At 73.3% G+C, this 19067-nt stretch carries 16 protein-coding genes; 7 read left to right on the top strand and 9 right to left on the bottom strand.

Features of this window, described 5'->3' with window-relative positions:
- Positions 1 to 30 precede the first annotated feature (30 nt).
- Positions 31 to 222, bottom strand: coding sequence for a ferredoxin (locus tag ACLJPY_RS13915; RefSeq protein WP_410588684.1), 192 nt, complete (start codon positions 220 to 222; stop codon positions 31 to 33).
- 103 nt (positions 223 to 325) lie between these two features.
- On the opposite strand from ACLJPY_RS13915, the gene ACLJPY_RS13910 reads away from it, so the two are divergent.
- Both ACLJPY_RS13910 and ACLJPY_RS13905 read left to right on the top strand, forming a co-directional pair.
- Positions 326 to 1489 (top strand): acyl-CoA dehydrogenase family protein, encoded by a 1164-nt coding sequence (locus tag ACLJPY_RS13910; protein WP_410588682.1) that lies wholly within the window; start codon positions 326 to 328, stop codon positions 1487 to 1489.
- A gap of 11 nt (positions 1490 to 1500) precedes the next feature.
- The gene (locus ACLJPY_RS13905; protein ID WP_410588681.1) at positions 1501 to 2523 is read left to right on the top strand and encodes an acyl-CoA dehydrogenase family protein; all 1023 of its coding nucleotides are present in this window, start codon (positions 1501 to 1503) and stop codon (positions 2521 to 2523) included.
- Positions 2524 to 2685: 162 nt separating this feature from the next.
- Here the strand turns inward: ACLJPY_RS13905 and ACLJPY_RS13900 are convergent, their stop codons facing one another.
- From ACLJPY_RS13900 to ACLJPY_RS13885, 4 genes are all read right to left on the bottom strand, one after another.
- Positions 2686 to 3819, bottom strand: a complete 1134-nt coding sequence (locus ACLJPY_RS13900; protein WP_410588679.1) for a serine hydrolase domain-containing protein — start codon at positions 3817 to 3819, stop codon at positions 2686 to 2688.
- Between the two features lie 2 nt (positions 3820 to 3821).
- Positions 3822 to 6503, bottom strand: coding sequence for a GNAT family N-acetyltransferase (locus tag ACLJPY_RS13895; RefSeq protein WP_410588677.1), 2682 nt, complete (start codon positions 6501 to 6503; stop codon positions 3822 to 3824).
- Positions 6504 to 6505: 2 nt separating this feature from the next.
- Positions 6506 to 7675: an acetoin utilization protein AcuC gene (locus ACLJPY_RS13890; protein ID WP_410588675.1), complete on the bottom strand. Its 1170-nt coding sequence runs from the start codon at positions 7673 to 7675 to the stop codon at positions 6506 to 6508.
- Between the two features lie 117 nt (positions 7676 to 7792).
- Positions 7793 to 8638 (bottom strand): sulfurtransferase, encoded by an 846-nt coding sequence (locus ACLJPY_RS13885; RefSeq protein ID WP_410588674.1) that lies wholly within the window; start codon positions 8636 to 8638, stop codon positions 7793 to 7795.
- 214 nt (positions 8639 to 8852) lie between these two features.
- Between ACLJPY_RS13885 and ACLJPY_RS13880 the strand changes: the two genes are divergently transcribed.
- The 3 genes from ACLJPY_RS13880 (at position 8853) to galE (ending at position 11830) form a co-directional block, all read left to right on the top strand.
- On the top strand, positions 8853 to 9569 hold the full coding sequence (locus ACLJPY_RS13880) for an iron dependent repressor, metal binding and dimerization domain protein (protein ID WP_410568618.1): 717 nt from the start codon (positions 8853 to 8855) through the stop codon (positions 9567 to 9569).
- The gene (gene galK / locus ACLJPY_RS13875; protein WP_410588672.1) at positions 9566 to 10750 is read left to right on the top strand and encodes a galactokinase; all 1185 of its coding nucleotides are present in this window, start codon (positions 9566 to 9568) and stop codon (positions 10748 to 10750) included. Before ACLJPY_RS13880 ends, galK begins: the two co-directional genes overlap by 4 nt.
- 99 nt (positions 10751 to 10849) lie before the next feature.
- Positions 10850 to 11830 (top strand): UDP-glucose 4-epimerase GalE, encoded by a 981-nt coding sequence (gene galE, locus ACLJPY_RS13870; protein ID WP_410588670.1) that lies wholly within the window; start codon positions 10850 to 10852, stop codon positions 11828 to 11830.
- 489 nt (positions 11831 to 12319) lie between these two features.
- On the opposite strand, the gene ACLJPY_RS13865 is transcribed toward galE, so the two are convergent.
- Together ACLJPY_RS13865 and ACLJPY_RS13860 are read right to left on the bottom strand one after the other, a co-directional pair.
- Positions 12320 to 13594 (bottom strand): DUF4192 domain-containing protein, encoded by a 1275-nt coding sequence (locus tag ACLJPY_RS13865; RefSeq protein WP_410588668.1) that lies wholly within the window; start codon positions 13592 to 13594, stop codon positions 12320 to 12322.
- Positions 13595 to 13833: 239 nt separating this feature from the next.
- A complete protein-coding gene (locus ACLJPY_RS13860; RefSeq protein ID WP_410588666.1) occupies positions 13834 to 14688 on the bottom strand; it encodes a M23 family metallopeptidase in 855 nt (284 codons plus the stop codon).
- Positions 14689 to 14782: 94 nt separating this feature from the next.
- On the opposite strand from ACLJPY_RS13860, the gene ACLJPY_RS13855 reads away from it, so the two are divergent.
- Positions 14783 to 15886 (top strand): sensor histidine kinase, encoded by a 1104-nt coding sequence (locus ACLJPY_RS13855; protein WP_410588665.1) that lies wholly within the window; start codon positions 14783 to 14785, stop codon positions 15884 to 15886.
- Complete coding sequence (locus ACLJPY_RS13850) at positions 15883 to 16524, top strand: response regulator (protein WP_410589205.1); 642 nt, start codon at positions 15883 to 15885, stop codon at positions 16522 to 16524. The genes ACLJPY_RS13855 and ACLJPY_RS13850 overlap by 4 nt, the downstream gene beginning before the upstream one ends.
- A 4-nt stretch (positions 16525 to 16528) precedes the next feature.
- On the opposite strand, the gene ACLJPY_RS13845 is transcribed toward ACLJPY_RS13850, so the two are convergent.
- Entirely contained in the window at positions 16529 to 17206 is a 678-nt protein-coding gene (locus tag ACLJPY_RS13845; protein ID WP_410588663.1) for a YdcF family protein, read from the bottom strand.
- Positions 17206 to 19002 carry a Xaa-Pro dipeptidyl-peptidase gene (locus ACLJPY_RS13840; protein ID WP_410588662.1) on the bottom strand — a complete coding sequence of 599 codons (1797 nt, stop codon included), beginning with the start codon at positions 19000 to 19002 and terminating at the stop codon, positions 17206 to 17208. Before ACLJPY_RS13840 ends, ACLJPY_RS13845 begins: the two co-directional genes overlap by 1 nt.
- Positions 19003 to 19067: the final 65 nt, after the last annotated feature.

The following is a 19067-nucleotide window of genomic DNA, read 5'->3' as shown; positions in this document are numbered from 1 at the left end:
TCGTTCTAGGCAAGCCTCCGAGTAACGGCGCTAACTGGTTATGAACAGGGCGTTCTTGGGACAGCCTTTGACGGCGACGGTAACGCGTTCTACCTGGTCGACGGGCACCGGACCCGGCTGGATCACCAGTTCTTCCTCGTCGTCGAGGTCGAAGACGGCCGGGGCGAGCCCCACGCACACCGCGTTCGCCTCGCACAGCAGCCGGTCGACGCCGATCTCCATGCTTCCTCCGCCGCTCGAGCCCTGGTACAACTAGAACAGGTTCTACTGTAACGCCGGGAGCCGGTACGGCACCACAACGAGCCGGACCGGGTGGAGGTGACGGGTGCGGATCGACTACACGCCGGAGCAGCTCGCGCTGGCCGCGGAGCTTCGTGAGTACTTCGCCGAGCTGATGACGCCCGACCGGCGGGCGGCCCTCCGGTCGGGCGGCGGCGAATACGGCGATGGCCTGGCGTACAAGGAGATCGTCCGGCAGCTGGGCAAGGACGGCTGGCTCGCGCTGGGCTGGCCGAAGGAGTACGGCGGGCAGGACCGCTCGATGCTCGACCAGCTGATCTTCACCGACGAAGCGGCCGTCGCCGGGGTGCCGGTGCCCTTCCTCACGGTGAACACCGTGGGCCCGACGATCATGCGCTACGGCACCGAAGACCAGAAGGCGTTCTACCTGCCGAAGATCGCCGCCGGCGAGCTGCACTTCTCGATCGGCTACTCCGAGCCGGAGGCCGGCACCGACCTCGCGTCGCTGCGGACGCGCGCCGAGCGCGACGGCGACGAGTACGTCGTCAGCGGGCAGAAGATGTGGACCAGCCTGATCGAGTACGCCGACTACGTCTGGCTCGCGGTCCGGACCGACCCGGACGCGAAGAAGCACCGCGGGCTGTCGATCCTCATCGTGCCGACCTCCGCCGACGGCTTTTCGTGGACCAAGGTGCACACGGTCGCGGGCGCCGGGACCAGCGCGACCTACTACGACGGCGTGCGCGTGCCGGTGTCGGCGCGCGTCGCCGAGGAGAACGCGGGCTGGCCGCTGATCACCAACCAGCTCAACCACGAGCGCGTCGCGCTGACGTCGTCGGCCCCGATCCGCAAAGCCCTCAACGACGTGCTGGAGTGGGCGAAGGAAACCGGCGCCATCGAGCAGGAGTGGGTGCGGCTGCACCTGGCGCGGGTGCACGCCGGCGCGGAGTACCTGAAGCTGCGCAACTGGCGGATCGCCTGGGCGGCCGCGGCGAGCGAGCTCGGCCCGGCCGAGGCGTCGGCGACGAAGGTGTTCGGCACGGAGTTCGCGATCGAGGCGTACCGGCTGCTGATGGAGGTGCTCGGCTCGGCCGCCGTCGTCCGCGAAGGCTCGCCGGGAGCGCTGCTGGCCGGGCGGATCGAGCGGCTGCACCGGTCGGCGCTGATCCTCACCTTCGGCGGCGGCACCAACGAGATCCAGCGGGACATGATCGCCGCCACCGCCCTCGGCCTGCCCGTCACGCGCTAGGAGCACCCCACATGGACTTCACCCCTTCCGAAGCGGCGGCCGACCTCGCGACGCTGACCCGGCGGCTGTTGGCCGACAAGGCCACCCACGACCCGCACGGCACCGGCGGCTTCGACGCGGCCGCGTGGACGGCCCTCGGCCAGGCGGGCGTGCTGGACGCGGCGCTGCCGTCGTCGCTCGGCGGCGGCGGGTTCGGGCTGCTCGAACAGTGCGCGGTGCTGACCGAGGTCGGCCGCGCGGTGGCCGCGGTCCCGTACCTGACGTCCATCACGATGGCCGCGTCGGCGCTGGCGGAGTTCGGCACGCCCGAACTGGTGGACCGCTGGGTGCTGCCGGTACTGCGCGGCGAACGCGTCTTGGCCGTGGCGCTGTCCGGGTTCACGGCCTCCGACGGCCGGGTGTCCGGTTCGCGGACGGCGGTGCCGTTCGCCGCGTTCGCGCACGGGTTCCTGGTCGCCACGCCCGGCGAGGTGTTCCTGGTCGACGCTTCCGCGGCCGGGGTGGCGGTGCAGCCGCAGCAGACGGTCGACCACGCCGACGCCGCGCTGCTGTCGCTGTCCGAAGTGCCGGGAGTTCCGCTGGGCGACATCGGCGAGTGGCTGCGCCTGCGCGGGACGGCCGGGGTGTGCGCGCAGCAGCTCGGTGTGGTCGAGCGGGCGCTGGAGCTGACCGCGGCCTACGCGGCCGAGCGCCGGCAGTTCGGCCACGTCATCGGCGGATTCCAGGCGGTCCGCCAGCGGCTGGCGGACGCCTACCTCGACGTCGAAGCGGTCCGGCTGACGACGCTGCAGGCGGCCTGGCAGCTTTCGTCGGGCGTCCCGGCGGCGGAGGCGGTGGCCACGGCGAAGTTCTGGGCGGCGGAAGCGGGCCACCGGGTGGCGCACACGGCGGTGCACGTCCACGGCGGGGTGGGCATCGACGTCAACCACGTCGTGCACCGCTACTTCGCGGCGGCGAAGCGCCTGGAGTTCCAGCTCGGCGCGGCCACCCACCAGCTCCTGACCCTTGGCAACTCCCTCGCCCGCGAACCCTGACAACCGGCTCGCGTACCTGGGCGGTCGGTTCGCGTACCTGGGCGGTCGGCTCGCGTACCTGGGCAGTCGGCTCGCGTACCTGGGCAGTCGGTTCGCGTACCTGGGCAGTCGGCTCGCGGGCCGACCCTCCAGGTGCGTGAACCGACCCTCCAGGTACGCCGGCTAGCTCGCCGCGTGGGTCCAGAGCTCCGTCATCAGCGAGGTGGGCTCGGGGCTGGTCAGCTCGACTTGGGTGAGCAGCACCGAGATCGTGCCGGTCGACGGGACCAGGTGCAGGGCCGTGCCCGCGCCGCCGACCCAGCCGTAGCGGCCCGGCGTCTCCCAGGGTTCCGCCGGGTCGACGTCGACCGAACCGCCGTACCCCCAGCCCTGTCCGTGCAGGAACAGCCGGGCGGCCTGGCGCTGGGCCGGGGTCAGGTGGTCGGTCGTCATGCGGTGCACCGACTCGCGCGTCAGCAGGCGGTGACCGCCCGCCGTGCCCTCGTCGCGCAGGAACTTCGCGTACGCCAGCAGGTCGTCCGCCGTCGAGACGAGCCCCGCGGCCCCGGACGGGAACGGCGGCGGCGCGCTCCAGCGGCCCTCCGGCGAGTCGATCAGCCGCAGCCCCTCCTCGCCGCGGCGGTAGGCGCTGGTGAACCGGCCGAGCGCCGCGGTCGGCACGGTGAACCCGGTGTCGGCCATGCCGAGCGGCTCGAACAGCCGCTCGGCCAGGAACTGCGGCAGCGGACGGCCGCAGACGCGGGAAATCAGCACGCCCTGCAGGTCCGAGCCGGTGTTGTACAGCCACGCCTCGCCGGGTTGGCGCAGCATCGGCACCTGCGCCAGCGCCGCCAGCCACTCGTCCGGCGACAGCGCCCGCGGGGACGCCGCCGGGTGGCCGAGGACCTGGAGCAGCAGGTCGACCGCCGGGAGCGTCATGTCGGCGGCGAGGCCGTACCCGCAGCGGAAGGTGAGCAGGTCGGCCACGGTGATCGGGCGGACGGCGGGCACGACGTCGTCGACCGGACCGGAGGGCGTGCGGACGACCACCGGCGAGGCCAGCTCCGGCAGCCACCGCGCGATCGGGTCGTCGAGGGCCAGCTCGCCGTCGTCGACGAGCAGCAGGACGGCCGCGGCGGTGATCGGCTTGGTGAGCGACGCGATGCGGAACAGCGAGTCCCGCGCCATCGGCACGGTGCCCTCGGCGTCGGCCGAGCCGACGGCCGCGGCTTCGACCTGCTCGCCGCGGGCCACCAGCGCCACCGCACCGGGCAGGTCGCCGGTGTGCCGGGTCAGCAGCTCGGTCAGCGCGGTCATGCTCAATCCTGGGGGTTGATGGCGCGCAGGCGGCGCGGGCCGGTGTCGGGACGGGACGGCGGCGCCCCCAGCACCAGGCGGGCGTTGGCGACGAAGGCACCGTCCGGCGAGGCCAGGATCGGGTCCAGCACCAGCGACCGCACCTCCGGGTTGTCCTCGGCCAGCGCGGCCACCCGCAGCACCATGTCCTGCAGGGCGGCGAGGTCGGCCGGCTCGTCGCCGCGGTAGCCGGTGAGCAGCGGTGCCGTCCGCGGCTCGCGCAGCAGCGTCGCGGCGTCGACGTCGGTGAGCGGCACGGCCCGGTACGCGCGGTCGCCCAGCAGCGTGCTGACCAGCCCGGACAGCCCGAACGACACGAGCGTGCCGAACGACGGGTCGTCCTGCAGCCCGATCACGCAGGACAGGCCCTTCGGCGCCATCCGCTGGACGTACACCTCGTCGTCGCCGGACACCTCGCGCAGCGTCTCGTAGGCGGTGCGCACGGAGTCTTCGGAGGCCAGGTCGAGCCGGACCCCGGCGAGGTCGGGACGGCCGCGCAGCCGTTCGTCGACGGCCTTGAGCGTCACCGGGTAGCCGAGCTCGCCCGCCGCCGTGACCGCTTCGTCCACAGTGGACACGATGCGGAACGGGACGACGTCGACGCCGTAGCACGCCAGCAGCCGCACGACTTCGGTGTCCGAGAGCAACGTCGTCCGGCCGCCGGCGGTTTCGAGGAGCTCGCGCACGATGCCCTGCGCCTGCTCGGTGTGGATGCCGGACGGCCGCACCAGGGTGCCCTGCGGGCGTTGCCGCCACGCCGCGTACCGCACGACCCGGGCCAGGGAGTTCACCGCGCGTTCCGGGCTCGGGTACGACGGGATCGACCCGCGCGTCGGCACGCCGTCGGCGGACAGCACGGCGAGCTCGTCCGGGACGCCTTCGGCGGCGAGGAACGTCGAGACGATCGGCTTGCGCTGCCCCAGTTCGACGACGGTTTCCCGCAGGGCGCGCGCGTACGCCGTGCCCGGGATCGCCACCGGTGGCGCGAACACGACGACGAGCGCGTCGGTCTCCGGCGAGGTGAGGGCCTCGCGGACCGCCTTGGCGAACTCCTCCGGCGCGGCCTGCGGGCCGACGTCCACCGGGTCCGTGGCGAGCCGCAGGCCCTGCATCCGGGCGGTGTCGGCGGCCAGCAGCCCGATCGCGCTGGAGTTGCCGACGATGCCGACCCGCGGCCCGGCGGGCAGCGGCTGGTGGGCGAACACGAGCGCGGTGTCGAACAGCTGCGCCAGCGACTCCACCCGGACGACCCCGGCCTGCTCGAACAGCGTCTGCACGCTGGCCTCGTCGATCTCCGTCGACGTCGCCGCCAGCTGCGGCCGGACCGCGTGCCGCCCGGATTTGACGGCGACGATCGGTTTGGTCCGGGCGAGGCGGCGGGCCAGCCGCGCGAACTTGCGCGGGTTGCCGAAGGACTCGAGGTACAGCAGGACGAGGTCGGTGTCCGGGTCGGTTTCCCAGTACTGGAGCAGGTCGTTGCCGGAGACGTCGGCGCGGTTGCCCGCCGAGACGAAGGTCGACAGGCCGAGCCCGCGCGCCTCGGCGTCGGCGAGGATCGCCGTGCCCAGCGCGCCGGACTGGCAGAAGAACCCGGTGCGCCCGCGGCCGGGCAGGCGCGGGGCGAGCGTGGCGTTCAGCCGGATCCCGGGCGCGGTGTTGAGGACGCCGAGCGCGTTCGGGCCGACCACGCGCATGCCGTGCGCCCGGGCCTCCCCGACCAGCCGCAGCTCGGCGTGCAGGCCGTGCGGGCCGGCTTCGGCGAAGCCGCTGGACAGGATCAGCAGCGTCTTCACGCCCTTGGCCAGGCAGGCGTCCAGGACGGACTCGACGGCCTCGGCGGGCACCGCGACGACGGCCAGGTCGACCGGGTCCGGGATGTCGAGCACCGACGGGTACGCGCGCACGCCGCGGATCGCGCGGTGCTCCGGGTTGACCGGGTAGACCGTGCCGGTGAACGCGGCGGCCAGGAGGTTCACGAAGGCGACGTGGCCGACCTTGCCCGGCTCGGCGGACGCGCCGATCACCGCGATCGAGGACGGGTGCAGCAGGTTGTGCACGCTGCGCGCCTCGGCCGCCTGCTCGCGCGAACGCGCGACGGCGAGGGACTCCTCGGTCGGGTCGATGTCGAACTCCAGGTGCAGCACGCCTTCCTCGATCTCGCGGCTGACCTGGTAGCCGGCGTCGCGGAAGACGCGCACCATGGCGGCGTTCTCGGCGAGCACCTCGGCGACGAACCGGCGCAGCCCGCATTCGGAGGCGGCCGCGGCGAGGTGCTCGAGCAGGATCGAGCCGAGCCCGCGGCCCTGGTGGGCGTCGCTGACGACGAACGCGACCTCCGCCGACGGCCCGTGGTCGAGCCGTTCGTACCGGCCGACGGCCACGATGTCGTCGCCCAGGAACGCGGCGAACGCGACCCGGTCGTGGTGGTCGACCGTGGAGAAGCGCTTGAGGTCCCGTTCGGGGATGCGCGGGTAGGCGCCGAAGTAGCGGAAGTATCGGGTGCGCTCGGAGAGCTTCGCGTGGAAGGCGACCAGGCCGTCGGCGTCGGTCGGGACGACCGGGCGCAGGTGGACGGTGCCGCCGTCGGACAGCACGACGTCGGCCTCCCAGTCGCGGGGGTAGTCGAAGGGGTCCCGTCCGGCCATCGTCAGTCCCTGGGGTCGTCCGGGTCGAGGCCGTGCAGCGGGAAGACGGCGCGGCGGGTGTCCCGGACGGCGATGTCGACCGGGTCGTCTTCGGCGTCCCCCCACGGCTTGAACTCCGTGTCGCGGTCGTCGGTCATGGCCCGCGGGAGCTCGGCCTGCGGCGCGGCCTTGGTGACGGTGGTGACCCACCCGGGCGGCAGCGGCGTCGCCGGGTCGACGTCCCGGTCGAGGACGGTGGCGATGAGGTGCGTCCAGGACCGTGGGACGACCCGGATCAGCTGGTAGCCCCCGCCCCCGACGGCGATCCACTTGCCGCCGGCGTAGGTCTCGGCGAGGTCGCGCAGGGTGGCGTAGATGGTGCGGTGCCCGTCGACGGACAGGGAGAGGTCGGCGAGGGGGTCTTCCTCGTGGGAGTCGACGCCGCACTGGGTGAACAGCAGCTGCGGTTCGAAGTCGGCGAGCAGCGAAGGCACGACGGCGTGGAAGGCGCGCAGCCACCCCGGGTCTTTGGTGCGCGGCGGCAGCGGGACGTTGACGGAGGTGCCGTCCGCTTTTCCGCGGCCGGTCTCGGCGGAGTAGCCGGTGCCGGGCCAGAGCGTGAAGGGGTGCTGGTGCATCGAGATGGTGAGGACGCGGGGGTCGTCGTAGAAGGCGGCCTGGACGCCGTCGCCGTGGTGGACGTCGGTGTCGATGTAGGCGATGCGCTCGAAGCCGTGGTCGAGCAGCCACGAGATGGCGACGGCGCAGTCGTTGTAGACGCAGAAGCCCGCGGCCCGGTCCCGCATGGCGTGGTGCAGCCCACCGGCGATGTTGACGGCCCGTTTCGCCTCCCCTTCGGCAACCTTCCGGGCGGCGAGCAGCGTGGAGCCGACGACGAGCGCGGAGGCGTCGTGCATGTCGGAGAAGACGGGGTTGTCGGAGGTCCCGAGCCCATGCCCGACATCCCACCCGACGAGCGGCGCCTCCCGCACGGCGGCGAGGTACTCGGGGGCGTGGATCCGGAGGAGTTCCTCGTCGCCGGCTCCGGTGGGGACGAGCAGTTCGACGTCGTCGAGCACGCCGAGCTCGGTGGCCAGCCGGACGGTGAGCTCCAGCCGCACGGGGTTGAAGGGGTGATCGGTCCCCAGGTCATAACCGAGCAGCCCACGATCCCAAACAACGGCCGGCGACATGCGATCGACTCTAGTGCCGATCGGGCGAATCCGTGGATCAGCCCGGCAGGGTGACGGTGACCGCCGCGTGCTGCGGGTCGCGGGACCACGTTTCCGGCAACGCGCGCCGGGCGGGGGTCAGCCTGGCAGGGTGCCCGTTGCTGCTGGGCGGTTCGGGTCACGGGACCAGTGGGACCACGAGCCCGCGTACAGACCCGCACCCGGATGGCCCGCCAGCTCCAGGGCCAGGACCACCGAACTCGCCGTCACCCCCGAACCGCAGTACGCGCCCACCGGCTCGCCCGGGCGCAGGCCCAGGTCGGCGAACCTCGCCGCCAGCTCGGCCGGGGCTCGCCAGCGGCCGTTGTCGCCCACGTGGGCCGAGAACGGGGCGTTCACCGCTCCCGGGATGTGGCCTGCGCGCGGGTCGACCGGCTCCGTCTCGCCCGCGTAGCGCGGGGTTGCACGGGCGTCGAGGAGCAGACCGTCGCGGGCCAGGGCGGCCGCTTCGTCCGCGTTCAGGACCGGCATCGCTCCCGGGCGGACCGTGATGTCGCCCGGCTCCGGGTGCGGCTCCTCCGTGGTCACCGGGTGACCTTCGGCCGTCCACGCTGCGTAACCGCCGTCGAGGACCGCCACCTCCGGGTGACCCGCCCAGCGGAGCAGCCACCACGCGCGGGCCGCCACCGAGCCGTCCGCGTCGTCGTAGGCCACCACCGACGTGCCCTCCCGCACCCCCGCCGCGCGCAGGTCGCGCTGCAGGTCGGCCGGGTCGGGCAGGGGGTGCCGGCCGCCTTCGCCCGGCTCTGCGGCGAGTACGCGGTCGAGGTCGGTGAACACCGCGCCGGGGACGTGACCCTTCCGGTAGGACTCGGCGCCGGGCGGGCCGGCGAGCCGCCAGCGGACGTCGAGGACCACCGGCCGGTCCTGCTCCGGGCCGGCCAGCGCGGCGGCGAGGTCGGTGGTGCTGATCAGCGGACGCATACCCCCATCTTCCAGCGGCCGCCCGCCCCGCCGCACCGGGGTGCGGACACATCCCCCGACCGGCCGGCTACCGATCCGGCCGAGGCCGGCCGTCCCCCGCTCGGCACCTGACCGTTGCTGCGAAGTCATGCGGCCGTGGCCGCCGCGGGATCGGCAACCGTCGGCGCTGCGTTACCCCCGAGGGCCGCCGCCGGTGCCGGGGTCAACGACTACGATGAGCAACGCGGACGAAGGGGACAGCGTGAACGATCTCATCGACACCACCGAGATGTACTTGCGTACCATCTACGAACTCGAAGAAGAAGGTGTCGTTCCGCTGCGCGCCCGCATCGCCGAGCGCCTGCAGCAGAGCGGCCCGACCGTGAGCCAGACCGTCGCCCGGATGGAGCGTGACGGCCTGGTCGTCGTCGCCGACGACCGGCACCTCCAGCTGACCGACCACGGCCGCGAACTGGCCATCGCCGTGATGCGCAAGCACCGCCTGGCCGAACGCCTCCTCGTCGACGTCATCGGGCTCGAGTGGGAGCACGTGCACAACGAAGCGTGCCGGTGGGAGCACGTGATGAGCGAGGCCGTCGAGCGCAAGCTGGTCAAGCTGCTCGACCACCCGACCACCTCCCCGTACGGCAACCCGATCCCCGGCCTCGACAAGCTGGGCGACGGCGACCCCGCGCCGCCCGCGGAGGCCGACCTGGTCCGGCTCGACGAGTTCGCCCGCACCGGCGGCGGCCGCGTCGAGATCCGGCGCATCGCCGAGCACGTCCAGCTGGACGAGTCGCTGATGACCGAGCTCAAGTCCGTCGGCATCGTGCCGGGGGGCACGGTCACCGTCGGCAAGGCCACCGGCGGCACCATCGAGGTCACCGGCGGGGACACCACCGCCCAGGTCTCCAGCTCCGCCCTGCACGCCGTCCTGGCGCAGGCCCGATGAGCCCCGCTTCGGACGCCGTGGCGGCGTTCCGCACGGTCCACGGCACCGCGCCGGCCGGCGTCTGGTCGGCACCCGGCCGCGTCAACCTGATCGGCGAGCACACCGACTACAACGACGGCTTCGTGCTGCCCTTCGCCCTGCCGCACCGCCTGGCCGCGGCGGCGTCGCCCCGCGAAGACGGCGTGCTGTCCGTGGCCACCTTGGGTGACGACGGCCAGCTCCAGCGCTCCGGCGAGCTCAAGATCGCCGACCTGGCGCCGGGCAGCGTCGACGGGTGGGCCGCGTACCCGGCGGGCGTCGCCTGGGTGCTGCGCGACCAGGGCTTCGCGAACGGCGCCGACCTGGTCATCGCCGGGGACGTGCCGTCCGGGGCGGGTCTGTCCTCCTCCCACGCGCTCGAGTGCGCGGTGTCGCTGGCGCTGCTGGGGCTGGCCGGCCTGGAGCTGGACGGCAGCCGCGACGACGTCCCGACGCGGCCCCAGGTCGCCCGGTGGGTGCAGCGTTCGGAGAACGACTTCGTCGGCGCCCCCACCGGCCTGCTCGACCAGACGGCGTCCCTGTGCTGCACCGAAGCCCACGTGCTGTTCCTCGACGTGCGCTCGGGCGAGCAGGAGCAGGTGCCCTTCGGCCTGGCCGAGGCCGGGCTGCAGGTGCTGATCATCGACACCCGCACCAAGCACTCCCACGCCGAAGGCGGGTACGGCGAGCGCCGCCGCGGCACCGAGCGGGCGGCCGAGCTGCTCGGGGTGAAGGCGCTGCGCGACATCGACGTCGAAGGCCTTTCCGCCGCTCTCGACCGGCTGCCCGAAGACCTCGTGCCGCTGGTCCGGCACGTCGTCACCGAGAACCAGCGGGTGCTCGAGACGGTCGAGCTGCTGCGCGCCGGGCGGCTGGCCGACATCGGGCCGCACCTGGACGCCTCGCACGTCAGCATGCGCGACGACTACCGGATCTCCACGGCCGAACTGGACCTCGCGGTCGACTCGGCGCGCGAAGCCGGCGCGCTCGGCTCCCGGATGACCGGCGGCGGCTTCGGCGGCTCGGCCATCGCACTGGTCCGCGACGCCGACCTCGAGCGGGTCAAGGAAGCGGTCGAGGCGGCGTACGAGAAGGCCGGCTACCGGCGGCCGCGGATGTTCACGGCGGTGCCTTCGCGCGGCGCCGGCCGCGACGAAGTCTGAGGCCGCGCGGGTCCGCCCGGGGCAACCCCCGCGCGGACCCGCGCGTCGCCGAGGGGGAAGACTGTGGGGCACAGTCACCCTCGGCAGGAAGGCCTGGATGTGTCGGAGCAGAGCAACGCCCTGAAGCTGGTCGTGACGGGCGGAGCCGGGTACGTCGGAAGTGTCTGCGCGGCCCGGCTGGTCGAAGCCGGGCACCAGGTCACCGTCGTCGACGACCTGTCCACCGGGCACGCCGACGCCGTCCACCCGGACGCGCGGTTCATCGAAGGCGACGCCGCGGAGGTGGCGGGCAGCCTGCTGCGCGAGGGCTTCGACGGCGTGCTGCACTTCGCGGCCAAGTCGCTGGTCGGCGAGTCGATGGCGGAGCCGGCGAAGTACTGGGAAGGCAACGTCGTCACCTCGCTGCGGCTGCTGGAGGCCATGCACGAGCACGGCACGCCCCGGCTGGTGTTCTCTTCGACCGCGGCGACCTACGGCGAGCCGGAGCAGTCGCCGATCCGCGAGACGGCGCCGACCCGGCCGACCAACACCTACGGCGCCACGAAGCTCGCCATCGACGCGGCGATCACCAGCTTCGCCGGCGCGCACGGCCTGGCGGCGGTGAGCCTGCGCTACTTCAACGTCGCGGGCGCGTACGGCGCCTTCGGCGAGCGTCACACCACGGAAACCCATCTCATCCCTCTCGTCCTCCAGGTCGCCACGGGCGACCGCGAGCGCATCCAAGTCTTCGGCGACGACTACCCGACGCCGGACCACACGGCGGTGCGCGACTACATCCACGTCGTGGACCTCGCGGACGCGCACCTGCTGGCGCTGAAGCACGCCACCGCGGGCGAGCACCGCATCTACAACCTGGGCAATGGCACCGGGTTCTCCGTTCTCGAGGTGATCGAGGCCTGTCGCGAGGTCACCGGCCACCCGATCCCGGCCGCGGTGGCCCCGCGGCGGGCGGGTGACCCTTCGGTGCTGGTGGCGGCCAGTGACCGGGCGCGTGAGGACCTGGGTTGGAAGCCGGAGCGGACCGAGCTGACGGGGATCGTGCGGGACGCCTGGGAGTTCACCCAGTCGCGGCGGGGCTGAGCCGGGTCCTGACGGGCGGTGGGGTTTCGCCTGCCGCACCCCGGAGGCTTTCGGCGGCGAGCTGCAGCCGACGACGGGTTCGCGCCTGCTGGACAGCGGGCCTTCCGGTCGCGAGCTGCAGCCGGCGGCGGGTTCCCGCCTTCCGCCCGCCCTGCGGACCTTCAGCGGAAACCGCAACCGGCGACGGATCTGCACCTGCCGAACCGCGGACCTTCCGGCGGCAACTGCAGCCAGCGACGGGTTCGCGCCTTCCGCACCTGCAGGCCTTCCAACGGCAAACTGCAACCGCCGGAAGGTTCCGCCTGCCGCCCGGCGGGCTTTCGGCGGGAAGCTACAGCCGACGACGGGTTCGCACCCGCCCAACCGCTGGCCGGGAAGCCCATGCGGGAGTCGCGGCCGGAGTCCATTCCGGACCCCGGCCGCAAGCGCCCGCCGGACTTCCGCTGTCCACACTGGACGCTGACCCGAGCCGGACCGCCGCCAAGGGCCTCACACCGCCTGGTCCGCGTCGAACTCTGCCGGGGCCAAGCCGAAGTTCGACAAGGGGCCGGCCGCTGCTGCGGCCAGGCCGCGGATGACCTGCGGGGGCGTTCCCCGGTCCAGGACCCTCCTCAACAGCGACGCCAGCAGGTGGCCCGGGGCCGCCTTCAGGGCGTTGTCCAAGGCCATGCCAGCGAACGTGCCGTCGCCGCGGAGGTAGGCCGTGAACGCCAGGAGTGTGGCCGGCTCGGCCCGCTCCGGCGGAGGGAGCTCGCGGACCAGCGTCAGCCACAGGCGCTCCGCTTCCCGCGCCGGCGTGGTGCCCGCGGGTACCGCCATCGCGAGGCACAGGTCGCGGATCTCCGGCAGCTTCAGCGCGCTCGCCAGCATCACCGCCTCCTCGTCCGTCGGTGGGCCTTCGCCGCGGCGCTGGCGGTCGAACGCCGACCGGACCACCGATGCCGCGTCGGCAACCGTCATCGGCTCGGACTCCTTGGCGGCGCCCGTAGGCGGCCCTTCACCCCGACGCCGGCGGTCGAACGTCGATGCCACGTCGGGAATCGCCGTTGCTTCGGACGCGGATTGCTTGGCAGACAACAGGTCCGTGCGGCGGGCCATCACCTCCTCGCCCGTCGGTGGCCCCTCACCCCGACGTCGGCGATCGAACGCCGATGCCGCATCGGCAACCGTCGTTGCTTCGAGCGAGGATCGCCTGGCGGACAACAGGTCCGCGCGGCGGGCCACCGCCTCCGGGGAGCGGGGGGCCAGCAGGGCTTCGAGCTCCTCGCGGCTGTCGAACGCCACCGTGCCGCGCTCGGTCGCGGCCGCCGCCGCGACCGTCGAGCGGGGGTCCGGGAGCTCGCCGCCGCACTCCTCGACGCGGTAGCACGCCCAGGGTGCGCCCTCCGTGATCGCGGGCGTCCACAGGGCGTGCACCACCGGGAGGCCGAACTCGCCCACCGCGTTCGCCACGTCACCGATGAAACCCGCGTGCGGTGGGGGCTTCCCGGGTCTTCGGCGCCCGCCGACGAGGACCACCGTCACGCCGGTGTGCCGGCCTTCGGCGAACTTCGCGGCCAGCGCCCGCGCCTGGTGGACGCGGTGTTCGCGGCGGGGCAGGTCGCCGCGCAGGACCAGGCCCGGGCGGTGGCCCGGTGGGAGGTGGCCGAGCAGGACGACGGACTTCGCGGGCCGGAACCCGATCAGGTACGGGAGCGCGGCCAGCAGCTGCGCGGGATCTCGGAGGTCGACCGGCGACCGGTCGGCCGGGGTGGCTGTGGTCATGCCATCCACGATGGGGCAGGACGGGGGCGGGTGGGGCGGTGGCGGGAAATCTGTGGATGGGCGGGGCCGATGTGGACGGAATCCGCCCGGTGGCGGCCGGGTGGGGCGTTCCTGTCGGTGGGGCGGGCTATAGTGCCCGGCCCCACCGGCCGGACGATGATCACCTCGCGAAGTCCCGGAGGCGCGAGGGATGCCGTCCCGAAGCCGACGCGTACGCCGGGACCCCGGGTGCCGCCGGCTCAGCCGCAGTGCTCGAACCCGCTCTCGTAGGTGTTGCCGCCCACCGAACCGCCCCACTTCACGCAGGTGGCGCCGGCGGTCTTCTTCACCGGTCCGGCGTAGTAGGTGAAGCTGCCGGAGTCGGTCACCCGCGCCGAACCCTGGACCTCGAGGAACGCCGAGACCGCGCTGGCCGTGCCGAGCGACGTGGCCTTCAGCGTGGTCACGCAGTTCGCCTTGGTGGAAGCGTTGTACAGCAGGTACGCCGTGCCCGAAGAGCCGGCCAGCGCCTGCTGGTCGACGACGGAGAAGCCGTCGCCGCACACCTCTTCGGCGGAGTACGGGTTGCCGCCGCAGTTGTTCTTGCTCGTGAAGTTCGTGTGCCCGTAGTACGCCACCGCGACCCCGTTCAGCTTCGCCTTCTGCACCACGCCGTCCAGGCGCTCTTCGAAGTGCAGGTGCGGCCCGGTGACGCCGCCGGTCGAGCCCGCCTTGCCGATCTGCTTGCCGAGGCCGACCGACTGCCCGACCGAGACCTCCTGGGCCGACAGGTGCGCGTACCGGGTGCGCCAGCCGCCGCCGTGGTCCAGCTCGATCCACTTGCCGTAGCTCGTGCTGCCCTCGTCGGCCACCCGGGTCACCGTGCCGGAGGCCGCCGCGAGCACCGGCATGCCGGTGATGCCGTCCTTCTGGAAGTCGACCGAGTACGCCGGGCTGTGGCCGCTGAACGTCGCCGCGGTCACCGTGACCCCGCACTTGAACGGCACCTGGAAGTTGGGCGCGGCCGAGGCGGTCGCCTGGCCGGCGAGGGTGAGGCCGAGCGCGGGCAGTGCCGCGGCGGCGGGGAGCAGGGCGAGCCGGCGCAACTTGGACATGGGGGAACCTCCTTGACAAACGGGACGACTTGACCCCCCGAAGGGAAGTCCCCGCCGGTACATTTTCCGTACAACCACCCGCGGAGGACTGCCGATGACGACCCGCCGACCCCAGGCGCAGGACTGGCTGCGCTGGGGGCTCGTCGCGGGACCGATGTTCGCCGCGATGCCCCGCGCGAACGCTCTCGCCTGGGTCCTGATCGGGGTCACCCTGGCCTTGTCGGTCCCCCTCCTGTGGCTCCACGACCCCGCCGGGCACCGGTGGGCGCCGGTCGTGGCGATCGCCGTGATCGCCACCGCGGGCACGCTGCTGGCGGTCGCGCCGAACAGCTGGGCGTCGGTGACGATGTTCGGCACCACCTTCTTCGTCGTCCTCAAGCAGCGGACCGGCCCGATCGTGGTGGCCATCGTGCTGGACGTGGCCACGATCACCTGCTGGGCCGTCCTGCACCACACCTGGCAGAGCGCCGTGCCCACGTACGCGGTCGTCGTCGTGATCCTGCTGCTCGGGCTGAACCGGCGCGCCCGGCTGGCCCGCATCGAACAGACCGAACTGGCGCTGGCCCGCGCGCAGACCGCCAACGAGGAGCACGCCCGCGCGGCCGCACTGGCCGAACGCGCCCGCATCGCCCGTGAGCTGCACGACGTCCTGGCGCATTCGCTCGCCGGGCTTTCGCTCAACCTGCAGGGCGCGCGGCTGATGCTGGTGCGCGACGGGGCGAGCCCCGACGCCGTCGCGCAGATCGAACGGGCCCAGAAGCTGGCGTCGGACGGCCTCGCCGAAGCCCGGGAGGCCGTGGCCGCGCTGCGCGAAGACGCCGTCGGCACCGAACGCGCGATCGCGGACCTCCTCGCCGCGTACCGGCTCGACAGCGGTGCCCGCGCGGACCTGGCGATCGAAGGCGAGTTCCGCGAGCTCGACCCGGCGGTGAGCACGGCTTTGGTCCGCGCTGTGCAGGAGGCGCTGGCCAACACCCGCAAGCACGCGGCGCACGCCGATGTGGACGTCACGCTGCACTACGGCGCCGGTTCGGTGGAGCTGACCGTGGCCGACCGGCAGGGCAGGCGGCCACCGGACGCGCCGGCGGCAGGCTACGGTTTGCGCGGGATGGGCGAACGGGTCGCGCTGCTGGACGGGCGCCTGGAGAGCGGGCCGGCGGAGGACGGATGGCGGATTCACCTGACGGTGCCGGCGTGACGCTGCGCGTCGTACTGGCCGACGACCAGGCGGTGGTCCGGGAAGGCCTGGTCACGCTGCTCGGGCTGCTGCCCGGGATCGAGGTGGTCGGTGCGGCCGCCGACGGGCTGGCCGCGCTGGAGCTCGTCGCCGAGCACCGCCCCGACGTCGTGCTGGTGGACCTGCGGATGCCGCGCTGCGACGGCGTCGAGACCACCGAACGGATCCGCGCCGGGCACCCGGGCACCGAGGTCGTCGTGCTGACGACCTACGCCGACGACGACTCGCTGCTGGCCGCGCTGCGCGCCGGCGCCCGCGGGTTCCTCACCAAGGACGCCGACGCCGAGTCCATCGCCCGGGCGCTGCGTTCGGCCGCGGCCGGCCAGTCCACAGTGGACGGCGAGCTGCAGCGGCGGCTGGTCGAGGCCGCCGCCCGCAGCACGCCGGCGCGCGTCCAGGAGGTCGACGGCCTGACCGCCCGCGAGGTCGAGGTGCTGCGGCTGATCGCCGCGGGCCTGTCCAACACCGAGATCGCCCGCACGCTGGTGGTGAGCGAGGCGACCGTGAAGACCCACGTGAACCACCTGTTCGCCAAGGCCGGGCTGCGCGACCGCGCGCAGGCGGTCGCCTTCGCCTACCGGACGGGCATCGCCGGCTGACCGCTCACGGTGCGGCCGGGATGTCGTCGGCGCGGACCGTGACCAGCCGCTGCGTGAACCCGGCCTCGACCAGCCTGCCGAACGCCCGCTCGACGCCGGGCGGGACGCGCTGCGGGATCGCGAAGCCCCGCTCGGCGTACTCGGTGATCCGCTGCGTCTCGCCGACGAGCATGCCGATCACCCGCTCGGCCTCCTCGCTCCCGGCGAGGTAGTCCTCCAGCGAGACGCCTTTCGCCGCGCAGACCAGGTCCGTCTCGGGCCACAGCCGCTTGGCCGTCGCGTATGCCCGGCGCTGCTGGTAGGGCCGCGAGACCAGCGTCACGGTCCGGACGGCGATCCCCCGCCGCGCGAGCAGCCGCCGGGTGAACGCGATGTTCTCGCCGGTGTTGCGGGCCTCGGGCTCGACCAGGATCGCCGCTTCGGGAACCCCGAGGTCCAGGGCGATCTCGCGGTAGTGGACCGCTTCCCCGCGCGGGAAGCGCTCCACCGTCGTCGGGGCGTTGGCGCCGGTGAAGACGATCAGCGGGAAGCAGCCGGCGTGGAACAGTTCGGCCGCGTGGACGGCCACGCCGGGATCCCGGCTGCCGAGCCCGATGCCGACGTCCGAGCGCCGCGGTGCGTGCCGCAGGTCGTGGTAGTCCCACAACGTGCGGACGTCGGCCCGCAGGTGTGCCGGCAGCATCAGCCGAACGCGGCCCGCAGCGCCGGCTTGCCGCCCGTGACCGGCAGCGTGACCGACGTCCTCGTCAGGTCGAGCGCGAGTCCCGCGCCCGGCTTCGGCCGCAGCGTGTAGTCGTGGTCACTGGAAGCCACCAGGACCTCCAGCCGGTGCCCCGCCGCGAGGATGTAGTCCTTCGGCATCAGGTCGACGCCGATCCGGTAGGTCCGCCCGGGCGTGATCGGTTCGGTGCGGGCCGGGGACGTGCGGTTCTGCGGGTCGGTCCAGCCGCGGCTGATGATGTGGGACGTGCCGTCGGGGGCGCGGTCGAGCAGGATCGCCGAGACGTTCGCCGCGGGCCGGTCGAACGCCAGGGCCAGGTCCGCGCGGGCCGTCCCGGAGAGGCGTACGGCCTGCTTCGCCGCCGAAGTCGCGTACAGCAGGCGGTTCCCGGAAGAAGCGAGGCCGGCCAGCTGCTCGATCGTCTTCGACGAGTCGTCGGCGAGGGTTTCGGCGGCGGCCGTGCCCGGCACCGGGTGACGGGTGTCGATCGTGCCCTTCGAGCGGCCGCCCGGCCACGGGTACACGCGGACGTCCGAGGTGCCCGGCGCCGGCCAGTCGGCCTCGTCGGTCCAGGACAGGTCCTCGCGCTGGATCGTCGCCTTCGGCTCGTTCTGGATGCCGTTGTCGACGCCGTAGAGGTAGTGGGACAGCCACTTGTTCAGCGTCGCGAGCCAGACGTCGCGCCGCAGCGTGTACGGGTCGGCGTGGCCGGACTGGTGCAGCCAGATCTTGTGCTCGACGCCGTGCGCCTTCAGCGCTTCGTACCACTCGGCGACCTGGTCGGTCTTGACGTTCCAGTCGTTGAGGCCGTGCACCGCGAGCACCGACGCGTGCACCTTGCCGACGTCGTTGCGGTAGTTGCGGACGTCCCAGAACGGCATGTAGTCGCCGGTCACGCGGTCCTGGTCGCGGGTCAGCCCGTCGATCACCGGGCGGCAGACCTGCCGGTCCGCGCGGGTGTAGACGTACTCGGCGAGCACGTCGGCGTCCTCGCCCTGGTAGCCGCCGGCGGCGACGACGGCGCCGTCGTTGCGGTAGTACTGGTACCAGCTGGAGATGGCCGCGATCGGCACGATCGTCTCGAGGCCCTCGACACCGGTGCTGGCGACGGCGTTCGGCAGCGTCCCGTTGTAGGAGACGCCCATCATGCCGGTCTTGCCGGTGCTCCAGTCCGCCTTCGCCGCGTCGCCGTTCGCGTCCTTCGCCGAGGTGCGGCCGTTGAGCCAGTCGACGACCGAGCGGGCACCGATCGTCTCGTTGACGTCACCGGTGGTCGGGCACCCGGTGGAGAGCCCGGTGCCGAGCGATTCGCCGTAGACGACGGCGAACCCGCGCGCGGTGAAGTAGTCCTGGTAGCGCCAGGTGATCGGGGTGGCCGGGCCGACGCCGTGCGCGGCGACGCGCGGGCCTTCCGGGCCGCGGGCGTACCCGGGCGCGTACAGCTCGACGTCGACGTCGTGGTTGGCGACGTCGTTGCCGCCGGCGTAGTACGGGCTGGCCTGGTAGACGACCGGCACCTTCAGGCCCTGCTGGGTCGCGCGCGGGCGCACGACCTGGGCGTGCACGAGGTCGTCGGCGCCGTCGTGGTCGCTGTCGACCGGCGCGGTGACCCAGACGTCTTCGCGGACGACGTCGGCCGGGTCGAACACCGGTTGCGCCTGGCCGCCGGTGAACACCGGGGCCGGTGGCGCGGCCTGGGCGACGCCCGCGGTCAGCGGCAGCGCGAGGACAGCGGCGAGCAGGACTGCGGCTTTCACTCAAACCCCCAAGCCGGGCGAAGCGGACGACTGAAGACACTTCCGCTCCGCCCGCGGGGGTGTCA

The sequence above is a fragment of the Amycolatopsis sp. lyj-23 genome, from assembly GCF_046549135.1.
GTDB lineage: Bacteria > Actinomycetota > Actinomycetes > Mycobacteriales > Pseudonocardiaceae > Amycolatopsis.
Note: the sequence above shows the minus strand (reverse complement) of the source record. Positions and strands in the feature narration are given on the sequence as shown.

Excerpts from the sequence above, each read along its gene's own strand:
- ACLJPY_RS13915 (WP_410588684.1), bottom strand. The coding sequence starts at position 222 with ATGGAGATCGGCGTCGACCGGCTGCTGTGCGAGGCGAACGCGGTGTGC.
- ACLJPY_RS13905 (WP_410588681.1), top strand. The coding sequence starts at position 1,501 with ATGGACTTCACCCCTTCCGAAGCGGCGGCCGACCTCGCGACGCTGACC.
- ACLJPY_RS13900 (WP_410588679.1), bottom strand. The coding sequence starts at position 3,819 with ATGACCGCGCTGACCGAGCTGCTGACCCGGCACACCGGCGACCTGCCC.
- ACLJPY_RS13895 (WP_410588677.1), bottom strand. The coding sequence starts at position 6,503 with ATGGCCGGACGGGACCCCTTCGACTACCCCCGCGACTGGGAGGCCGAC.
- ACLJPY_RS13890 (WP_410588675.1), bottom strand. The coding sequence starts at position 7,675 with ATGTCGCCGGCCGTTGTTTGGGATCGTGGGCTGCTCGGTTATGACCTG.
- ACLJPY_RS13885 (WP_410588674.1), bottom strand. The coding sequence starts at position 8,638 with ATGCGTCCGCTGATCAGCACCACCGACCTCGCCGCCGCGCTGGCCGGC.
- ACLJPY_RS13880 (WP_410568618.1), top strand. The coding sequence starts at position 8,853 with ATGAGCAACGCGGACGAAGGGGACAGCGTGAACGATCTCATCGACACC.
- galK (WP_410588672.1), top strand. The coding sequence starts at position 9,566 with ATGAGCCCCGCTTCGGACGCCGTGGCGGCGTTCCGCACGGTCCACGGC.
- ACLJPY_RS13865 (WP_410588668.1), bottom strand. The coding sequence starts at position 13,594 with ATGACCACAGCCACCCCGGCCGACCGGTCGCCGGTCGACCTCCGAGAT.
- ACLJPY_RS13860 (WP_410588666.1), bottom strand. The coding sequence starts at position 14,688 with ATGTCCAAGTTGCGCCGGCTCGCCCTGCTCCCCGCCGCCGCGGCACTG.
- ACLJPY_RS13855 (WP_410588665.1), top strand. The coding sequence starts at position 14,783 with ATGACGACCCGCCGACCCCAGGCGCAGGACTGGCTGCGCTGGGGGCTC.
- ACLJPY_RS13845 (WP_410588663.1), bottom strand. The coding sequence starts at position 17,206 with ATGCTGCCGGCACACCTGCGGGCCGACGTCCGCACGTTGTGGGACTAC.